Raw genomic sequence first — 17,287 nt, 5'->3', positions numbered from 1 at the left:
TGTAGCAAGAACGGCAGGGGGATCGCCCCTGCCGTCGGGAATCAGATGGCGGGTGTCGCCGTGGGTTTGCGATTATAAGCCCACCAGATCAATCCGAGGCCGGCCAGAATCATCGGGATGCAGAGTATCTGACCCATGGTCAGCCAGCCCCAAGCGATGTAGCCCAGCTGGGCATCGGGTACCCGGACGAATTCGACGATGAAGCGGAAGATGCCGTAGAACAGCGCGAACATCCCGGAGACCGCCATGGTTGGCCGCGGCTTGCGCGAATACAGCCAGAGGATCAGGAACAGCGCCACGCCTTCCAGGGCGAACTGGTACAGCTGCGACGGGTGGCGTGGCAGTTGTGCAGGGTCGCTGAACGGCGGAAACACCATTGCCCACGGCACGTCGGTGGCCTTGCCCCACAGCTCGGCATTGATGAAGTTGCCGATACGCCCGGCGCCCAGGCCGATCGGTACCATCGGCGCGACGAAGTCCATCAGCTCGAAGAAGGTCTTGTTGTTGCGCTTGCCGAACCACAACGCCGCCAGCATTACGCCGATGAAGCCGCCATGGAACGACATGCCGCCCTTCCATACCTCGAAAATCAGCGTCGGGTTGGCCAGGTAGGCGTGCAGGTCATAGAACAGCACGTAGCCCAGGCGACCGCCGACGATCACCCCCATCGACAACCAGAACACCAGGTCGGACAGCTTTTCACGGGACCAGGTGGGGTCGAAGCGGTTCAGCCGACGCGAGGCGAGCAGCCAGGCGCCGCCGATACCGACCAGGTACATCAGGCCGTACCAGTGGATTTTCAGTGGCCCGAGGGCCACGGCCACGGGGTCTATCTGCGGGTAAGGCAGCATGGATATTCCTCTAGTTTCAAATCAGCGAGCTAAATCAAAAAGCTGAGGCCAACGCAGAACAGCAGCGCGGCGAACAGACGCTTGAGCAGGCGTGGCGACAGCTTGTGCGCCAAGCGCGCGCCGAAGCGGGCGAAAAACATGCTGGTCACGGCAATGCCGAGCAGCGCTGGCAGGTACACGTAGCCCAGGCTGTGTGCCGGCAGGTGTTGTTCGTGCCAGCCCAGCCACATGAAGCTCAGGGCACTGGCCAGAGCAATCGGCAAGCCACAGGCCGAGGACGTTGCCACCGCCTGCTGCATGGGCAGGCTGCGCCAGGTCAGGAACGGCACGGTCAACGAGCCGCCACCGATGCCGAAGATAGCCGAAGCCCAGCCAATCACCCCACCTGCTGCGGTCAGCGCGGGCTTGCCAGGGATGCCGCGGCTGGCCTTGGGCTTGAGGTCCAGGGCCATTTGCGCGGCGATGATCAGGGCGAACACACCGATGATCTTCTGCAGCAGCGGGCCTTGGATCAAGGATGCGGTCTTGGCGCCAACGCCGGCGCCGAGCAGGATGCCCAGGGTCATCCAGGCGAAGATCGGCCACTGCACCGCACCACGGCGATGGTGCTCGAGCACCGCATTGATCGAGGTGAAAATGATGGTTGCCAGCGAAGTGCCGACTGCCAGGTGGGTCAATACCGAAGGGTCGAAGCCCTGCAAGGTGAAGCTGAACACCAGTACCGGCACGATGATGATGCCACCGCCCACGCCGAACAGCCCGGCCAGCACGCCAGCGCATGCGCCTAACAGCAGATAGAGTACGAACTCCATTCGTTGCCCCTGAGCAAATCAATCCGGCATGGTAACGGAAGCCGGGCTCGAGGCTCTAGTGAACTTCGTGACAGGATGGATCAGCACCGCCGCAGTGGGTACAGTGGCACAAAACACAGAGGCCCAACCGATGTGCCTGATCGTATTCGCCTGGCGGCCGGGGCATGCCCTGCCGCTGATCGTGGCGGCCAACCGCGACGAGTTCTATGCCCGCCCCACGCAGGCCCTGGCGGTCTGGGAGGATGCGCCTGGGGTGTATGCCGGGCGTGACCTGGAGGCCGGCGGCACGTGGCTCGGCGTGGGGCCGCAGGGGCGCTTCGCTGCGCTGACCAATATTCGCGACCCCGGGCAGGCGCTGGGTGCGCGTTCCCGTGGTGAGCTGGTGGCGGCGTTTCTGCAGGGTAAGCTTGGCGTTGAAGCGTATCTAGACCAGGTGGCCAGCCGTAGCAGCCAGTATTCGGGGTTCAACCTGCTGGTGGGCGATGGTACGCGGCTGGGGTATCTGCACGCTCGAGACGCGGCGCCGCGCTTGCTGGAGGCTGGGGTGTACGGACTTTCCAATGCCGGGCTGGATACGCCGTGGCCCAAGCTGGTCAAGGCGCGCGACGGCCTGGAAGGGTTGCTGGGCTCAGCTGACCCGCAGCGTTTGCTGGCGTTGCTGGCCGATGGCGAGACGGCGCCTGAGGCTGAGCTGCCGGAGACTGGCGTGGGGGTGGCGACCGAGAAGCTGCTGTCGAGTGTGTTTATTGCCAGCCAGAACTATGGGACGCGGGCCAGTACGGTGCTGATCGTGGATGATCAGGGTGAAAGGCGGCTGATTGAACGCAGTTTCGGGCCTTTTGGTGGGCATTTGGGGGAAGTTGAGCTAATGGTCTGATAGAAGTGTTTCGCCAGTACCGGCCCATTCGCGATCCGACTTGCCCCGCGAAGAGGCCGCTGCAGGTGTCAGAGGGTCTTGTTGGCCCCAGGCCCGATCATCCGCGCCAGCCCAAGGTTCTTCAACGCCAGCTGCAACGAGCTGTGGATAACCTGCGGGTTGTCATGGCTCATGGCATCGGTCAGCAGTTCCTTGGCCTTGCTCATGTTGATCTGGCGCAGCATCCACTTCACCTTGGGCAGGTTGGTGGCGTTCATCGACAGGCTGTCGAAGCCCATGGCCATCAACAGTACCGCCGCCGCCGGGTCACCGGCCATCTCACCGCAGATGCTCACCGGTTTGCCCTCGCCGTGGGCATCGCGCACCACGGTATTGAGCGCCTGCAGCACCGCCGGGTGCAGGTAGTCGTACAGGTCGGCGACCCGTGGGTTGTTACGGTCGACTGCCAGCAGGTATTGGGTCAGGTCGTTGGAACCGACCGACAGGAAGTCCACCTGCCGCGCCAGCTCCTTGGTCTGGTATACCGCCGCGGGGATTTCGACCATCACCCCAACCGGCGGCATCGGCACATCGGTGCCTTCGTCACGCACCTCGCCCCAGGCGCGGTGAATCAGGTGCAGGGCTTCTTCCAGCTCATGGATGCCGGAAATCATCGGCAGCAGGATACGCAGGTTGTTCAGGCCTTCGCTGGCCTTGAGCATCGCGCGGGTCTGGACCAGGAAGATTTCCGGGTGGTCGAGGGTGACGCGGATGCCGCGCCAACCCAGGAAGGGGTTTTCTTCCTTGATCGGGAAGTACGACAGCGCCTTGTCCCCGCCGATATCCAGGGTACGCATGGTCACCGGCAGCGGGTGAAAGGCCGCCAGTTGCTCACGGTAGATCGCCAGCTGCTCTTTCTCGCTGGGGAAGCGCTGGTTGATCATGAACGGCACTTCGGTGCGGTACAGGCCTACCCCTTCAGCGCCGCGCTGCTGGGCACGTGCGACGTCGGCCAGCAGGCCGGTGTTGACCCACAGCGGCATACGGTGGCCGTCGGGGGTGATGCAAGGCAGCTCACGCAGCGCATCCAGGCCCTGCGCCAGCTGGCGCTCCTCCTCGACCACTTCGCTGTACTGCTTGCGCAGCACGTCGCTGGGGTTGGTGAACACCTCACCCTTGTAACCGTCGACGATCAGCTCGATGCCGTCGACCTTCGAATAAGGCAGGTCGACGAGGCCCATCACCGTGGGGATACCCATGGCCCGGGCCAGGATAGCGACGTGGGAGTTGCCCGAGCCCAGTACCGAAACCAGGCCGACCAGCTTGCCTTCAGGCACTTCGCCGAGCATCGCCGGGGTCAGTTCTTCGCTGACCAGGATGGTGTTGTCGGCGTACACCAGCGACTGCGAGCGTGCCTCCTGCAGGTAGGCCAGCAGTCGGCGGCCAAGGTCCTTGACGTCCGAAGCCCGCTCACGCAGGTAGTCGTCGTCCATCAGTTCGAAGCGGTTGACGTGTTCGCCGACCACCTGGCGCAACGCGCCCTGGGCCCACTGGCCGGTCTTGATGACCTCGGTCACTTCGCCACCCAGGGCGGCGTCCTCGAGCATCATCAGGTACACGTCGAACAAGGCGCGCTCTTCGGGGCGCAGCTGGGTGGCCAGCTTGGCCGACAGCTTGCGCATGTCGGCGCGCACGCCTTCAAGGGCATTCTGGAACAGCTTGAGTTCAGCATCGATATCTTCGACGGCCTTGTCCGGCACCACTTCGAGGTCGGCCGGCGGCAGCATCACCACCGCACGCCCCACGGCGGCGCCTGGCGAACCTGGCACACCGACGAAGCGAGCTTCCTGGATGCCCTTGCCCTGGCGGCCCAGGCCACGAATCGAGCCAGTCGCCTCGGCGTGGGCGATAACCCCGGCGAGCTGGGCGCTCATGGTAACCAGGAAGGCTTCTTCGCCCTCATCGAACTGGCGGCGCTCCTTCTGCTGGATGACCAATACCCCAACCACACGACGGTGGTGAATGATCGGCGCACCCAGGAAGGAGGCGAATTTTTCTTCACCGGTTTCGGCAAAGTAGCGATAACGCGGGTGATCGGCGGCGTTTTCCAGGTTCAGCGGCTCTTCCCGGGTACCGACCAAGCCGACCAGGCCCTCGTTGGGGGCCATGCTGACCTTGCCGATCGAACGCTTGTTCAGGCCCTCGGAGGCCATCAGCACGAAGCGGTTGGTTTCCGGGTCGAGCAGGTAGACCGAGCAGACCTGGCTGCCCATGGCCTCCTTGACGCGCAAGACAATGATCCCCAACGCCGTCTTGAGATCTTTGGCGGAGTTCACTTCCTGGACGATCTTGCGCAGCGTATTGAGCATGGCTCGGGGTCGAACTCCGTCGTCAGTCGCGCGTCAGCAGACGCGGTGCTAGCTCTTTCAGGGCGCGACGGTAGACCTCGCGCTTGAATGTCACAACCTGGCCCAGCGGGTACCAATAGCTGACCCAGCGCCAGCCGTCGAACTCCGGCTTGCCCGTCAGGTCCATCCGTACCCTTTGTTCATTGCTGACCAGACGCAGCAGAAACCACTTCTGTTTCTGGCCGATGCACAGCGGCTGGCTGTGCGTACGCACCAGACGCTGGGGTAAACGATAACGCAACCAGCCGCGGGTGCAGGCAAGAATTTCCACATCATCGCGTTCAAGGCCAACTTCTTCGTTCAGCTCGCGGTACAGGGCATCTTCCGGCGTCTCGTCAGGGTTGATACCACCCTGGGGGAATTGCCAGGCATCCTGGTTGATCCGTCGAGCCCATAGCACCTGCCCGGCATCATTCGTGAGAATGATCCCGACATTGGGGCGAAAACCATCCGGGTCGATCACGGCAGCAACCTCGCAAACGCATGTCACCGCATTGTTCCACAAAGCCTGCGAGCGCAGCAACGCGCCCGCCAAGCTTATGTGCAGCGAGGTGAAAACTCCGTATTCTGCGGGCCTACCCTGTGGCTGATGCGAGTGAACGCGATGCGCCTGGCTTTATTCGACCTGGACAATACCCTCCTCGGTGGCGACAGCGACCATGCCTGGGGTGACTATCTGTGTGAGCGCGGCATCCTCGACCCGGTTGCCTACAAACAACGCAACGATGCCTTCTACCAGGACTACCTGCACGGCACCCTGGACCTGCAGGCCTACCTGGCCTTTTCCATGGAGATTCTCGCGGCAACGCCTACGGCCCAGCTCGACGCGTGGCACCGCGATTTCATGCGCGACTGCATCGAGCCGATCATCCTGCCCAAGGCCCTGGCATTGCTGCAGCAGCACCGCGAAGCGGGCGACAAACTGGTGATCATCACCGCCACCAACCGTTTCGTGACCGCGCCGATTGCCCGCCGCCTGGGCGTGCGCACCCTGCTGGCGACCGAATGCGAAACCCGTGATGGCCGCTTTACCGGGCGCAGTACCGATATACCGTGTTTCCGTGAAGGGAAGGTGACGAGGTTGCAGCGCTGGATGCTGGAAAACGACTATGACCTGGCAGACAGCTATTTCTATAGCGACTCGATGAATGACGTGCCGTTGCTGCAGCAGGTAACCCACCCGGTGGCGGTGGACCCGGACCCTAACCTGCAGGCGGAGGCGCAGCAGCGCGGGTGGCCGGTAATTTCGCTGAGGGATTGATGTTTTTCTGTGCCGGCCGCTTGGCGGATACCTGCGAAGCGGCCGGCAGGTTCAGACCGGCTTGGCGCCCATCAGCCCGGCAATCGACAGGAAGCACACCCCGCTGAACACCGCCAAGGCCAAGGTAAACCGCAACCCCACCACCTCAGCCTTGCGCAGCCGATTCAAGCGCACCAGCAGCCACCACACCGCCAATGCCCCGAAGGTATAGATGACGCTGGAGGCCAGCACCCAGGTCTGCCCCAGCGGCCAACCCACCAGGTGCACCAGCCACCAGCCCGTGAACGGCATGCTCACCAGGCACAGGCCCATGACCAGCCAGACGAACACCAGCGGCCGCCGCAGCAATTTGCCGTAAGCCTCGACATCACCCAGCCTGCGGGCGCGAACCGTCCAGATCGCCAGGCCCAGCGCGCCCAGAAGCAGCAGCGCGGTGGCAAGGATGTGCAAGGTTTTGAGTGTGGTCAGGTGTTCCATGTTTCGATTGTCCTTGTGCAGGCCGTCAGCCCCAGCTTAGCCGCTCAGCCCAGAAACAGCCGGTAAGCCGGGTTCTCGGTTTCGTCCCAATACGGGTAGCCGATCTTCGCCAAGGCCGCCGGCACCAGGTGGCGCTCGTCCTCCGGTACCTGCAGCCCCGCCACCACACGCCCGTCGGCCGCGCCGTGGTTACGGTAGTGGAACATCGAGATATTCCAGCGCCCGCCCAGTTTGTTGAGGAAGTTGAACAACGCACCCGGGCGCTCCGGGAACTCGAAGCGCAGCACGATCTCATCACTGGCACCGGCCGAATGGCCACCGACCATGTGCCGGATGTGCAGCTTGGCCAGTTCGTTGTCGGTCAGGTCGGTGACCGGGAAGCCCTGCTCTATCAACTGCTGCACCAGCACCGCGCGCGGGTCGTTGTCCGGGTGGGTCTGCACGCCGACGAAGATATGCGCCTCGTCGGAGGTGTGCTTGCGGTAGTTGAATTCGGTGATCTGGCGTTTGCCGATCGCTTCGCAGAAGGCCTTGAAGCTGCCAGGGCGCTCGGGGATGGTGACGGCGATGATCGCCTCGCGCTTCTCGCCCAGTTCGGCCCGCTCGGCCACATGGCGCAGGCGATCGAAGTTGACGTTGGCGCCCGAATCGATGGCGACCAGGGTCTGGCCGGACACACCGTACAGCTCGACATACTTCTTGATGCCGGCAACACCCAGGGCCCCGGCAGGCTCGGTGATCGAGCGGGTATCGTCGTAGATATCCTTGATTGCTGCGCAGATCTCATCAGTACTGACGGTAACCACCTCATCCACGTGCAGGCGGCAGATATCGAACGTGTGCTGGCCGATCTGCGCCACCGCCACACCGTCGGCGAACAGCCCGACCTGCGGCAGCACCACGCGCTCGCCCGCTGCCATCGCGGCCTGCAAGCAGTTGGAGTCGTCCGGCTCGACGCCGATCACCTTGATTTCCGGGCGCAGGTACTTCACGTAGGCGGCGATACCGGCGATCAGGCCGCCGCCACCGACCGGCACGAAGATCGCGTCCAGCCGGCCTGGGTGCTGACGCAGGATTTCCATGGCCACGGTGCCTTGGCCGGCGATGGTGTGCGGGTCGTCATAAGGGTGGATATAGACGAAGCCCTTTTCGTCGACCAGCTTCAGCGAGTAGGCCAGCGCCTCGGGGAACGAATCGCCATGCAGCACCACCTTGCCGCCACGCGAACGCACGCCTTCGATCTTGATCTCCGGGGTGGTCTTGGGCATCACGATCGTGGCCTTGATGCCCAGCTCGCGGGCCGCCAGGGCCAGGCCCTGGGCATGGTTGCCAGCCGAAGCGGTGACCACACCGCGGGCCAGTTCTTCCGGGCTCAATTGCGCCAGCTTGTTGTACGCCCCACGGATCTTGAACGAGAACACCGGCTGCAGGTCTTCACGCTTGAGCAAAATCTGGTTGCCCAGGCGCTTGCTCAGCTGCCCGGCGCTTTGCAGCGGGGTTTCGACAGCGACGTCGTAGACGCGCGAGGTGAGGATCTTCTTGACGTACTGTTCGAGCATCGGGAAAGCATCACTGGCCGCAGGACAAGGGCTGCGAGTCTACCCCAGCGCTACGTCGGGCGACCACAGCAAAGCCGCGCAAGCCGTTATACTAAGCCCCTTTGAAACCTCCCCCGCCCCTCTCGGAGCCCGCATGACCCAGGACCAACTCAAACAGGCCGTCGCCCAGGCCGCTGTCGACTTCATTCTGCCCAAGCTGGATGAAAAGAGCGTCGTCGGCGTCGGTACCGGTTCGACCGCCAACTTCTTCATCGACGCCCTGGCTCAGCACAAGACCGCCTTCGACGGCGCGGTCGCCAGCTCCGAGGCCACTGCCCAGCGTCTGAAGGGCCATGGTATCCCGGTCTACGAGCTGAACAGCGTCAGCGAGCTGGAGTTCTATGTGGACGGTGCCGACGAGAGCGACGCGCACCTGAACCTGATCAAGGGCGGTGGCGCGGCCCTGACCCGCGAGAAGATCGTCGCGGCCGTGGCCAAGACCTTCATCTGCATTGCCGACGCCAGCAAGCTGGTGCCGGTGCTGGGCGCCTTCCCGCTGCCGGTCGAAGTGATCCCGATGGCCCGCAGCCACGTGGCGCGCCAGCTGGTCAAACTGGGCGGTGACCCGGTGTACCGCGAAGGCGTGCTGACCGACAACGGCAACGTGATCCTGGATGTGTACAACCTGCAGATCACCAACCCGGTCGAGCTGGAAGCGCAGATCAATGCGATCGTCGGCGTGGTCACCAACGGGCTGTTCGCGGCACGTCCGGCGGACCTGCTGCTGCTGGGCACCGCTGAAGGCGTGCAGAGCCTGAAGGCCGAGTAACCCCTCCTTCACGGGGCAAGTCCGATCGCCGCACCGCCGCGCCCACAGATCCCCGCCCCTTCAATCCAGCGGGGCGGCCGTGGGGCGGGCTTTGCCCCGCGAAGCGGCCCTCAAGGCCAATCAATCTGCCGGCTGTTTGAACACATAGAACAAGTTCGGCTCACTGACCAGGTAAATGGTCCCGGCCTCGTCCATCGCGATCCCTTCCGCCTGCGGCACCGTCTGCTTCAACCCCTGGTACCCCTTGCGCAATGACAGGGTGCTCAGTGGCCTGCCCTTCACGTCCAGCTCCAGCACCAGCCGCGATTCGTCCGACAACGCCAGGAGATGGCCGCTGCGTTCATCAAACTGCAAACTGGACAGATCCCGTACGAACAACCGCGAATCACGCTTGCGATCCTGCACCACATTCACGGCATAAGGCTGCTCGGGGTTTTCATGCGGGAAGCCATGCACTTCGTAGATCAGCATCGGGTCACGCTCCTTGGCCACGAACAAGCGCTTACCGGCCGAGTCGTAAGCCAACCCCTCGAAGCCCTTGTTGCCGTTCAGGCCAATGCCCAAGGTCAACTGCTCGGCATCGCCGGCATCGAGGAACAGCGTGTCGTCGTCAAGGCGCACGCGAATCAGCCGCTGCTGGCGCTCATCGGTGATCACATAGCTGTTGGGCCCCACGTACTCCACCGCTTCCGGGTCGCCGAAGCCGGTCAGCGGCACCCGCCGCAGGATGCGGCCGTCCAGCGACAGCTCGATCAGCTCCGAGCGTGCATTGGTGACGGTGAACAGGGTCTTGCGGTCGGGGTCGTAGGTCAGGGCCGAAATGTCGTCATCCAGCCCCTCGACAGGCTGCGCCTCGACCACTACCCGATAGCGGTCCAGGCCAATGCCTTGTTCGGCAGGCTGCCACCAGGTCTTGAGGTTGAACCAGCCCCGCTCGAACAGGCGAAACTCTTGCCCGGCCCAACCGAGCAAGAGCAGGCCAATGAAGACCGGGATCAGTGACAGGCGAAGAAAACGACGCATTTGAGGCAGACTCGACGAAGGGGTGGCGAATCTAACCACGAACAACTGAACTAAAGCTTAATGCCATCATCCGAAAAATCAGATGATCGTGTCAGTTTTTCTTGAAACGATAGAAAAGCGCCGGCTCGCTGACCATGTACAGGTTGCCCTTGTCGTCCATGGCCACGCCTTCGGCACGCGGAATGGTGTCTTCAAGTCCGTTGAAACCACCCAGCAAGGTCATGAAGCTCACTTGCTGGCCCTGCTCATCCAGCTCCAGCAACATGTTGGAGTCTGCCGACAGCACCAGCATGTGCCCGGTACGCGGGTCGACGCCAAGGGCCGAAAGGTTGCGCAGGTCGAGTTCATCACTGGGCAGCGGCTGTTTATCGCCCTTGAGCGGGCTACGGCCATCGGTGCTCCAGGTGTACAGCTTGGGCGGGCGCTCTTCGCCGATCACCAGGCGTTGGCGCGAAGGATCCCAGGCCACGGCTTCGAAGCCCTTGTTGCTCTTCACCGACTTGCCCAGGTCGTAGCTTGGGAAATCGTCGTGGTTGAGCGACGTGGTGTGCGCATCCACCTTGACCACGGTCAGGTCGTGCAGCCGCTCGTCGACGATCGCCAGGTGCCCATCCTCCATCACCGCCACCCCTTCCGGGTTGTTCCAGCCCTGCAGCGGGATCTGGCGCAGCACATTGCCGTCCAGGCTCAGCTCGACCAGGAACGGGTTCTTGCCCATGACGGCGAACAGGGTGCGGGTTTGCGGGTTGAAGGCGATGTCCGAGGCTTCGTCATCGTCCATACCTGGCAGGGGTTTGGCGTCGATATCGACCTGGTAGGCCGGCAACCACACGCTCTCGCTCTGCTCGGCCGTGCTTTCAAAGCTTTCCTGGACCCACAGTGCCCCGCGGTCGTCCCAGTGCATGGCCACGGCGACGCCATAGCCGATGACCGCAGCAACTGCCAGGCCAAAGGGCCAGCGCAGGTAGAAGCGTCGCTTGGGCTTTGCAGAAACGGGGGCGCCGGAAGGCAATGCCATGCAGAGTTATCCTGGGTGAATGGGCGAAGGTTTGCGCATTATCCAGATGCCGTGTGAAAAAACGGTAAAAACCCGCCAGGTTACATCGGTGTGTGTGTAGGAGCGGCCTTGCCGGGGCGCCGGACCGGTCGGAAAGGGGTGCGAAGCAGCCCCGGGTATTGGCGGCGACGCTGAAATCGAGGGGCCGCTTTGCGGCCCGTTCGCGACGCAAGGCCGCTCCTACACAAGGCGGTGCCAGGTTAGAGCACCCGGCTTTCGAAGCGGCTGACACCCGGCAGTTCCAACACCAGCTCATCACCGACATTGAACGGGCCTACGCCAGCGGGTGTACCGGTCAGAATCACGTCACCGGCCTGCAGCGAGAACTGCGCAGCGATGTGCTGGATGATCGGCACGATCGGGTTGAGCATCATCGCGCTGGTGCCGTCCTGCACCACTTCGCCATTGAGGGTCAGGCGCACCGGGATGTCAGTCACGTCCTCGAAACTGGACGCCGAAACGAACGGCGGCAGCACGCAGGCACCGTCGAAGCTCTTGCTTAGCTCCCACGGCAGGCCCTTTTCCTTGAGTTTGGCCTGCACATCGCGCAGGGTCAGGTCGAGTGCCGGGGCGAAACCGGAGATGGCGTCGAGCACCTCCTCTTCGCTCGGCTTGGTCGACAGCGGCTTGCCAATCAGCACGGCGATTTCGGCCTCGTAGTGCACAACGCCACGGTCGGTCGGGATCTTGAAACCACCTTCCAGCGGCACCACGCAGCTACCCGGCTTGATGAACAGCAACGGCTCGCTGGGGATCGGGTTGTCCAGTTCCTTGGCATGCTCGGCATAGTTGCGGCCGATGCACACCACCTTGCCCAAGGGGAAGTGAATGCGCGTGCCGTCTACGTACTGGTGCTGGTAACTCATGGCCGACTCCTCTGGATACTGCTTTTTATTCAGGTGCGAAGATCTTACCCGGATTCATGATGCCGTTAGGGTCGAAGACGGCCTTTATTGCCTTCATGCAGGCGATTTCTTCGGGCGAGCGGCTGTAGCCCAAGTAGTCACGCTTGGTCATGCCCACACCATGCTCGGCGGAGATCGAGCCGTTGTAGCGCTGGACGATCTCGAACACCCACTTGTTGACCTTGGCGCACGAGGCAAAGAAGTCATCCTTGCTCATGGCGTCGGGTTTGAGGATGTTGAGGTGCAGGTTGCCGTCGCCGATATGGCCGTACCAGACCACTTCGTAATCCGGGTAATGCTCTGCGACGATGGCGTCGATATCACGCAGGAACGCAGGCACTTTCGACACGGTGACGGAAATGTCGTTCTTGTACGGCGTCCAGTGCGAGATGGTTTCGGACAGGTACTCGCGCAGCTTCCACAGGTTCTTCAACTGGGTTTCGCTCTGGCTCATCACCCCGTCCAGCACCCAGCCCTGCTCGACGCAGTGCTCGAAGGTAGCCAAGGCTTCGTTGGCGACCTCCTCGGTACTGGCCTCGAACTCCAGCAGCGCATAGAACGGGCAATCGGTCTCGAACGGCGCCGGCACGTCGCCACGGCCCATGATCTTGGCCAGGCCCTTGTCGGAGAAGAACTCGAAGGCGGTCAGGTCGAGCTTGCCCTGGAAGGCATGCAGCACCGGCATGATCGAGTCGAAGTCCGGCGTGCCCAGCACCATCGCGGTGAGGTTGCGCGGGGCGCGGTCCAGGCGCATGGTCGCCTCGACCACGAAGCCCAGCGTACCCTCGGCGCCAATGAACAGCTGGCGCAGGTCGTAGCCGGTGGCGTTCTTGATCAGGTCTTTGTTCAGTTCCAGCAGCTCGCCCTTGCCGGTGACCACTTTCAGCCCGGCCACCCAGTTGCGGGTCATACCGTAACGAATGACCTTGATCCCGCCGGCATTGGTACCGATGTTGCCGCCAATCTGGCTGGAGCCGCTGGAAGCGAAGTCCACCGGGTAATACAAGCCCTGTTCTTCGGCATAGGCCTGCAGCTGCCGCGTGATCACCCCTGGCTGGCAGACCACGGTGCGGTCGAAGGCATTGAAATCGAGAATCTGGTTCATGTAGTCGAAGGCGACCACGACTTCACCATTGGCGGCCACCGCGCCACCGGAAAGCCCGGTGCGCCCACCAGATGGCACCAAGGCCACCTTGTGCGCATTGGCCCAGCGCACAATCGCCTGCACTTGCTCGACAGTCTTGGGCAACACAATGGCAGTCGGCGCGGGCGGGTAATGCTTGGTCCAGTCCTTGCCATAGGCTTCGAGGGAAGCCGCGTCGGTCAGGACCTTGCCAGGGTCGACAAGGGTCATCAGTTCATCAATAACAGCGGGGTGGTTCATCGCTGGAACTCTCGACTTATTCATAGTCACCCTGAGCACTCTTCACCTGTCGGGATAAGCTCAGATTGTGTCGCGTATGCTAGCATAGCCCTCCCGCTGTTCATGCTAAGGCCGATGCCGCGCCTAGCATCACCCCTCGCCATTTTTTCTCCGGGATACAGGTTTACGCAGATGAGCAAGACTTCTCTCGACAAGAGCAAGATCAGGTTCCTTCTTCTTGAAGGTGTGCACCAGAACGCGGTCGATACCCTCAAGGCTGCCGGCTACACCAACATCGAATACCTCACTGGTTCGTTGCCGGAAGCCGAGCTGAAGGAAAAGATCGCCGATGCCCACTTCATCGGCATCCGTTCGCGCACGCAACTGACCGAAGAGATCTTCGACTGTGCGAAGAAGCTGGTCGCGGTTGGCTGCTTCTGCATCGGTACCAACCAGGTCGACCTGGAAGCGGCCCGCGAGCGCGGTATCGCCGTGTTCAACGCACCGTACTCCAACACCCGTTCGGTGGCCGAGCTGGTGCTGGCCGAAGCCATCCTGCTGCTGCGCGGCATCCCTGAGAAGAACGCTTCCTGCCACCGTGGCGGCTGGATCAAGAGCGCGGCCAATTCCTTCGAGATCCGCGGCAAGAAGCTGGGCATCGTCGGCTACGGCTCGATCGGCACCCAACTGTCGGTCCTGGCCGAGAACCTGGGCATGCAGGTCTACTTCTTCGACCCGCTGACCAAGCTGCCGCTGGGCAACGCTGTACAGGTCGCCAGCTTGCACGAGCTGCTGGGCCTGGCCGACATCGTGTCGCTGCACGTGCCTGAGCTGCCATCCACCCAGTGGATGATCGGCGAGAAGGAAATCCGCGCGATGAAGAAGGGTTCGATCCTGATCAACGCCGCCCGCGGCACCGTGGTCGAGCTGGATCACCTGGCCGCCGCGATCAAGGACAAGCACCTGATCGGCGCCGCCATCGACGTATTCCCGGTCGAGCCGCGCTCCAACGACGAAGAGTTCGAAAGCCCGCTGCGCGGCCTGGACAACGTGATCCTGACCCCGCACATCGGTGGTTCCACCGCCGAGGCCCAGGCCAACATCGGCCTGGAAGTTGCCGAGAAGCTGGTCAAGTACAGCGACAACGGTACTTCGGTGTCTTCGGTCAACTTCCCGGAAGTTGCCCTGCCGGCGCACCCAGGCAAACACCGCCTGCTGCACATCCACGAAAACATCCCGGGCGTGCTCAGCGAGATCAACAAGGTCTTCGCCGAGAACGGCATCAACATCTCCGGTCAGTTCCTGCAGACCAACGAGAAAGTGGGTTACGTGGTAATCGACGTCGACGCCGAATACTCGGACCTGGCGCAAGAGAAACTGCAGCACGTCAAGGGCACCATCCGCTCCCGCGTACTGTTCTAAGTTTCACTGCATCATGAAAAAGGGAGGCCCTGGTGGCCTCCCTTTTTCGTTTGGATCCTGGGCCTGCTGCGCAGGCCTTTTTTCACTCTTTCACAGTGACAGTGACCTTCTTCGATTCGACGCTCGGCTTGAACGGCACGTGATACTGGTCACCCAGCACCAGCTGCAAGGTGTGCTTGCCCGGCGTCAGGGTAATGGTCGCCTCGGTTTGTGCCTTGCCGAAGTGCAGCACTTGCGGGCCGGCCGGCAGCGGCGCGTTGTTCTCCGGCATCAGGCTGGTTGGCAGCGGCATGTCGGCCACCGGCTGCTTGTCGACATCCACCAGCAAATGGTGATGCCCGGTATGCGGGGTCTGGTCACCCGCAGGTTTTAGCCCCATGCCCTCGATGCCGAACTTCACGGTAAAGGTCTTGTCGACCGTTGCGCCATCGGCGGGGGAAACGATGAAGACCTTGGCATCCTTGGGCGGCTCCTGGCTCTTCAGGGCATCCGCGGCACTGGCGAACACCGAGGCCCCCATCAGCAGACCGGCTACGGCAGCACGCGAAAATAGGCTGTTCATTCACTTCTCCTGTGATTCACTTATTGACCGCCACCTGCAAACGATCGGCGGCGGTAGTTCACCATAGCCCACAAAGAGAAATATTTCAGTTAGGGTTAAACCTCGCCAAGGCTTCAAGGTCATAGGCTGCGCTCGACCACGACGAGGAAGAAAGTCGTGGCGAAAGTTATTCAATTGCCAAAGGAAAAAGGGGCATTACATGCGTTCGACCATAGGTGTACTGCTGGCAGTACTGATCACGCCATTGGCTCAAGCCGAGCTGATCGACGAAATCGCCGACCGGGGCGAACTGCGCATTGCCGTGCAGGCCGACAACTCGCCGTATGCGTTCAAGGAAAACGACCACCTGACGGGCTTTGAAATCGACTTCGGCCAAGCGTTGGCCAAGCAACTGGACCTGCGTGCCGAGTTCATCGAAACGCCTGCGGCCGAAGTGCTGCCAGGTGTCGAAAGCGGCAAGTACGACATCACCCTGACCCCGTCGGACAACGCGCCCAAAGCCGATACACCGTTCGACCTGAGCCAGCCTTTTGGCGAGAAAAAGCTGGTCATCCCGTTCCAGAAGGACAACCCGGCATTCGAGAGCGCGGTGAACAACGCCTTGCAGCGCCTCAAGGACAGCGGGCGCACAGCGGAGCTTGAGCAGAAGTGGTTCAAGGGTGTGCAGGAGACGGCTGCAGGCCAGTGACCGCGCCTAGACGTTCGCCAGCGCCTGCTGCGCTTCATCCAGCTCCAGCTCACTGAACACCAGCACCCCCTCGCGCCGCAGCAAGGCTGTGGTCACCCCTTCCCCCGGCACCTTCACCCCACTGAAGGTGCCATCGTAGGTCAGGCGATTACCGCATGAGGGGCTGCCGGACTTGAGCACCGCGACCCGAATCCCGTGCCGGCGCACCAGCGCCAATGCCAGTTGAGCACCCGCCAGGAAGGCGTCGCTGACGTCCTCACCGGTCACCGTCAACACCTGTGCCTGGCCGTCGAGCACTTCGCTGCCCTGCCCGCCGGGGATCTCCGCAGGCGGGCGCGGGGTCGGCAGGCCGCCGGCCACTTCCGGGCACAACGGCACCACCCGCCCTTCGCCCTGCCAGCACTGCAACAGGCCCGGGTGGCCACTGGCGCGGCCGTCATAGCGCACCGGCTGCCCCAGCAGGCAAGCGCTGACGAGTACTTTGGGCAGCTCAGAACGGGTCATTGCCACGCCTGCGGAACCAGCCGGTCAATGACAGGCGCTCACGCCCGGCCGGCAACACCTCATGGGGCACATCGCCCGCCAGAAACACCACCAGGCAGCCGGCCACAGGCTGCACATCGTGCTCGACACCATTGGCCAGGAACATGCGCAACTGGCCACCATCCTGCGGCTGCCAGCCTTCGTTCAGGTAGAACACCGCCGAGACCATGCGCCGGTCATCGTCACGGAAGCGATCCAGGTGACGGCGGTAGAACGCCCCTGGTGGATACAGGGCGAAATGGCATTCGAAGTCTTCCAGGCCGAGAAACAGCCCCTGGTTGATGGCCAGGCGCAGCTGGTCCATGGCTGCCAGGTACTGGTCGCAGGCAGCGGCCTGGCCGGGGTCGATCCACTGGATCTGGTCGCCGCGGATCGCCTCGCGTACCTCCTGTGAAGCCCCGCGCCCGACCCCAGCCGGGTTGAGTTCGCCTTCGGCATCACGGCGCCGGCACTCGGCCGCCAGCGCGCGCACCAGGTCGGCAGGCAGAAAGAGCGCCTGCTGGGACCAGCCATGGGTGGCCAGATCGTCGACGACGGCCGCAAGCATCGGGTGTTCAGGGGAGGTGTGCATGGCGCGCATCATATCCATTAGCCCTGCACTCGCACAGCGCCACTTGGCTGAGAAGCGCGCGGGTATCTCGACAAACCGACGCTGGGACAAGGACAATGGCAGCCTGCCGACAGGGGAGAAC

Annotated in this window: 18 protein-coding genes; 5 read left to right on the top strand and 13 right to left on the bottom strand. The window is 62.7% G+C overall.

Annotated features, from left to right (window positions below; genetic code table 11):
• Positions 1-41 precede the first annotated feature (41 nt).
• Together lgt and NP534_RS01885 are read right to left on the bottom strand one after the other, a co-directional pair.
• Entirely contained in the window at positions 42-851 is an 810-nt protein-coding gene (gene lgt / locus NP534_RS01890; RefSeq protein ID WP_274097567.1) for a prolipoprotein diacylglyceryl transferase, read from the bottom strand.
• Between the two features lie 29 nt (positions 852-880).
• Complete coding sequence (locus tag NP534_RS01885) at positions 881-1,663, bottom strand: sulfite exporter TauE/SafE family protein (RefSeq protein WP_274097566.1); 783 nt, start codon at positions 1,661-1,663, stop codon at positions 881-883.
• A 130-nt stretch (positions 1,664-1,793) separates the two neighbouring features.
• Here NP534_RS01885 and NP534_RS01880 point away from each other — a divergent pair, with 130 nt between their 5' ends.
• Positions 1,794-2,540: an NRDE family protein gene (locus NP534_RS01880; RefSeq protein ID WP_274097565.1), complete on the top strand. Its 747-nt coding sequence runs from the start codon at positions 1,794-1,796 to the stop codon at positions 2,538-2,540.
• Between the two features lie 68 nt (positions 2,541-2,608).
• Here the strand turns inward: NP534_RS01880 and ptsP are convergent, their stop codons facing one another.
• Both ptsP and NP534_RS01870 read right to left on the bottom strand, forming a co-directional pair.
• Entirely contained in the window at positions 2,609-4,888 is a 2,280-nt protein-coding gene (ptsP, locus tag NP534_RS01875) for a phosphoenolpyruvate--protein phosphotransferase (protein ID WP_274097564.1), read from the bottom strand.
• A 22-nt stretch (positions 4,889-4,910) separates the two neighbouring features.
• The gene (locus tag NP534_RS01870; protein WP_003249017.1) at positions 4,911-5,390 is read right to left on the bottom strand and encodes an RNA pyrophosphohydrolase; all 480 of its coding nucleotides are present in this window, start codon (positions 5,388-5,390) and stop codon (positions 4,911-4,913) included.
• Between the two features lie 141 nt (positions 5,391-5,531).
• Between NP534_RS01870 and NP534_RS01865 the strand changes: the two genes are divergently transcribed.
• On the top strand, positions 5,532-6,188 hold the full coding sequence (locus tag NP534_RS01865) for an HAD family hydrolase (RefSeq protein ID WP_274097563.1): 657 nt from the start codon (positions 5,532-5,534) through the stop codon (positions 6,186-6,188).
• Positions 6,189-6,239: 51 nt separating this feature from the next.
• On the opposite strand, the gene NP534_RS01860 is transcribed toward NP534_RS01865, so the two are convergent.
• Together NP534_RS01860 and ilvA are read right to left on the bottom strand one after the other, a co-directional pair.
• The gene (locus NP534_RS01860) at positions 6,240-6,665 is read right to left on the bottom strand and encodes a DUF2269 family protein (RefSeq protein ID WP_274097562.1); all 426 of its coding nucleotides are present in this window, start codon (positions 6,663-6,665) and stop codon (positions 6,240-6,242) included.
• 44 nt (positions 6,666-6,709) lie between these two features.
• Positions 6,710-8,224 (bottom strand): threonine ammonia-lyase, biosynthetic, encoded by a 1,515-nt coding sequence (gene ilvA, locus NP534_RS01855; protein WP_274097561.1) that lies wholly within the window; start codon positions 8,222-8,224, stop codon positions 6,710-6,712.
• 133 nt (positions 8,225-8,357) lie between these two features.
• On the opposite strand from ilvA, the gene rpiA reads away from it, so the two are divergent.
• On the top strand, positions 8,358-9,032 hold the full coding sequence (gene rpiA, locus NP534_RS01850; protein WP_033702077.1) for a ribose-5-phosphate isomerase RpiA: 675 nt from the start codon (positions 8,358-8,360) through the stop codon (positions 9,030-9,032).
• Positions 9,033-9,152: 120 nt separating this feature from the next.
• On the opposite strand, the gene NP534_RS01845 is transcribed toward rpiA, so the two are convergent.
• The 4 genes from NP534_RS01845 to NP534_RS01830 form a co-directional block, all read right to left on the bottom strand.
• The gene (locus NP534_RS01845) at positions 9,153-10,055 is read right to left on the bottom strand and encodes an SdiA-regulated domain-containing protein (RefSeq protein ID WP_274097560.1); all 903 of its coding nucleotides are present in this window, start codon (positions 10,053-10,055) and stop codon (positions 9,153-9,155) included.
• Between the two features lie 91 nt (positions 10,056-10,146).
• Positions 10,147-11,073: an SdiA-regulated domain-containing protein gene (locus NP534_RS01840; RefSeq protein WP_274097559.1), complete on the bottom strand. Its 927-nt coding sequence runs from the start codon at positions 11,071-11,073 to the stop codon at positions 10,147-10,149.
• Positions 11,074-11,312: 239 nt separating this feature from the next.
• Positions 11,313-11,978 carry a fumarylacetoacetate hydrolase family protein gene (locus NP534_RS01835; RefSeq protein ID WP_274097558.1) on the bottom strand — a complete coding sequence of 222 codons (666 nt, stop codon included), beginning with the start codon at positions 11,976-11,978 and terminating at the stop codon, positions 11,313-11,315.
• A 25-nt stretch (positions 11,979-12,003) separates the two neighbouring features.
• The gene (locus tag NP534_RS01830; protein ID WP_274097557.1) at positions 12,004-13,401 is read right to left on the bottom strand and encodes an FAD-binding oxidoreductase; all 1,398 of its coding nucleotides are present in this window, start codon (positions 13,399-13,401) and stop codon (positions 12,004-12,006) included.
• Positions 13,402-13,572: 171 nt separating this feature from the next.
• Here NP534_RS01830 and serA point away from each other — a divergent pair, with 171 nt between their 5' ends.
• A complete protein-coding gene (gene serA / locus NP534_RS01825) occupies positions 13,573-14,802 on the top strand; it encodes a phosphoglycerate dehydrogenase (protein WP_027592284.1) in 1,230 nt (409 codons plus the stop codon).
• A gap of 82 nt (positions 14,803-14,884) precedes the next feature.
• Here serA and NP534_RS01820 read toward each other — a convergent pair whose 3' ends face one another.
• Positions 14,885-15,364 carry a DUF4399 domain-containing protein gene (locus tag NP534_RS01820; protein WP_047582145.1) on the bottom strand — a complete coding sequence of 160 codons (480 nt, stop codon included), beginning with the start codon at positions 15,362-15,364 and terminating at the stop codon, positions 14,885-14,887.
• 199 nt (positions 15,365-15,563) lie between these two features.
• Between NP534_RS01820 and NP534_RS01815 the strand changes: the two genes are divergently transcribed.
• Positions 15,564-16,052 carry a transporter substrate-binding domain-containing protein gene (locus NP534_RS01815; protein ID WP_274097556.1) on the top strand — a complete coding sequence of 163 codons (489 nt, stop codon included), beginning with the start codon at positions 15,564-15,566 and terminating at the stop codon, positions 16,050-16,052.
• A 6-nt stretch (positions 16,053-16,058) separates the two neighbouring features.
• On the opposite strand, the gene NP534_RS01810 is transcribed toward NP534_RS01815, so the two are convergent.
• On the bottom strand, positions 16,059-16,556 hold the full coding sequence (locus NP534_RS01810) for a DUF523 domain-containing protein (RefSeq protein ID WP_274097555.1): 498 nt from the start codon (positions 16,554-16,556) through the stop codon (positions 16,059-16,061).
• Positions 16,543-17,175, bottom strand: coding sequence for a 2OG-Fe(II) oxygenase (locus NP534_RS01805; RefSeq protein WP_033702087.1), 633 nt, complete (start codon positions 17,173-17,175; stop codon positions 16,543-16,545). The genes NP534_RS01810 and NP534_RS01805 overlap by 14 nt, the downstream gene beginning before the upstream one ends.
• Positions 17,176-17,287: the final 112 nt, after the last annotated feature.

This window comes from Pseudomonas sp. 39004 (assembly GCF_028682155.1).
Classification (GTDB): Bacteria; Pseudomonadota; Gammaproteobacteria; order Pseudomonadales; family Pseudomonadaceae; genus Aquipseudomonas; species Aquipseudomonas capeferrum.
Note: the sequence above shows the minus strand (reverse complement) of the source record. Positions and strands in the feature narration are given on the sequence as shown.

What these genes read in the sequence shown, in the direction of transcription:
- lgt (WP_274097567.1), bottom strand. Translation starts at nt 851, where the DNA reads ATGCTGCCTTACCCGCAGATAGACCCCGTGGCCGTGGCCCTCGGGCCA.
- NP534_RS01885 (WP_274097566.1), bottom strand. Translation starts at nt 1,663, where the DNA reads ATGGAGTTCGTACTCTATCTGCTGTTAGGCGCATGCGCTGGCGTGCTG.
- NP534_RS01880 (WP_274097565.1), top strand. Translation starts at nt 1,794, where the DNA reads ATGTGCCTGATCGTATTCGCCTGGCGGCCGGGGCATGCCCTGCCGCTG.
- ptsP (WP_274097564.1), bottom strand. Translation starts at nt 4,888, where the DNA reads ATGCTCAATACGCTGCGCAAGATCGTCCAGGAAGTGAACTCCGCCAAA.
- NP534_RS01865 (WP_274097563.1), top strand. Translation starts at nt 5,532, where the DNA reads ATGCGCCTGGCTTTATTCGACCTGGACAATACCCTCCTCGGTGGCGAC.
- NP534_RS01860 (WP_274097562.1), bottom strand. Translation starts at nt 6,665, where the DNA reads ATGGAACACCTGACCACACTCAAAACCTTGCACATCCTTGCCACCGCG.
- ilvA (WP_274097561.1), bottom strand. Translation starts at nt 8,224, where the DNA reads ATGCTCGAACAGTACGTCAAGAAGATCCTCACCTCGCGCGTCTACGAC.
- rpiA (WP_033702077.1), top strand. Translation starts at nt 8,358, where the DNA reads ATGACCCAGGACCAACTCAAACAGGCCGTCGCCCAGGCCGCTGTCGAC.
- NP534_RS01845 (WP_274097560.1), bottom strand. Translation starts at nt 10,055, where the DNA reads ATGCGTCGTTTTCTTCGCCTGTCACTGATCCCGGTCTTCATTGGCCTG.
- NP534_RS01840 (WP_274097559.1), bottom strand. Translation starts at nt 11,073, where the DNA reads ATGGCATTGCCTTCCGGCGCCCCCGTTTCTGCAAAGCCCAAGCGACGC.
- NP534_RS01835 (WP_274097558.1), bottom strand. Translation starts at nt 11,978, where the DNA reads ATGAGTTACCAGCACCAGTACGTAGACGGCACGCGCATTCACTTCCCC.
- NP534_RS01830 (WP_274097557.1), bottom strand. Translation starts at nt 13,401, where the DNA reads ATGAACCACCCCGCTGTTATTGATGAACTGATGACCCTTGTCGACCCT.
- serA (WP_027592284.1), top strand. Translation starts at nt 13,573, where the DNA reads ATGAGCAAGACTTCTCTCGACAAGAGCAAGATCAGGTTCCTTCTTCTT.
- NP534_RS01820 (WP_047582145.1), bottom strand. Translation starts at nt 15,364, where the DNA reads ATGAACAGCCTATTTTCGCGTGCTGCCGTAGCCGGTCTGCTGATGGGG.
- NP534_RS01815 (WP_274097556.1), top strand. Translation starts at nt 15,564, where the DNA reads ATGCGTTCGACCATAGGTGTACTGCTGGCAGTACTGATCACGCCATTG.
- NP534_RS01810 (WP_274097555.1), bottom strand. Translation starts at nt 16,556, where the DNA reads ATGACCCGTTCTGAGCTGCCCAAAGTACTCGTCAGCGCTTGCCTGCTG.
- NP534_RS01805 (WP_033702087.1), bottom strand. Translation starts at nt 17,175, where the DNA reads ATGCGCGCCATGCACACCTCCCCTGAACACCCGATGCTTGCGGCCGTC.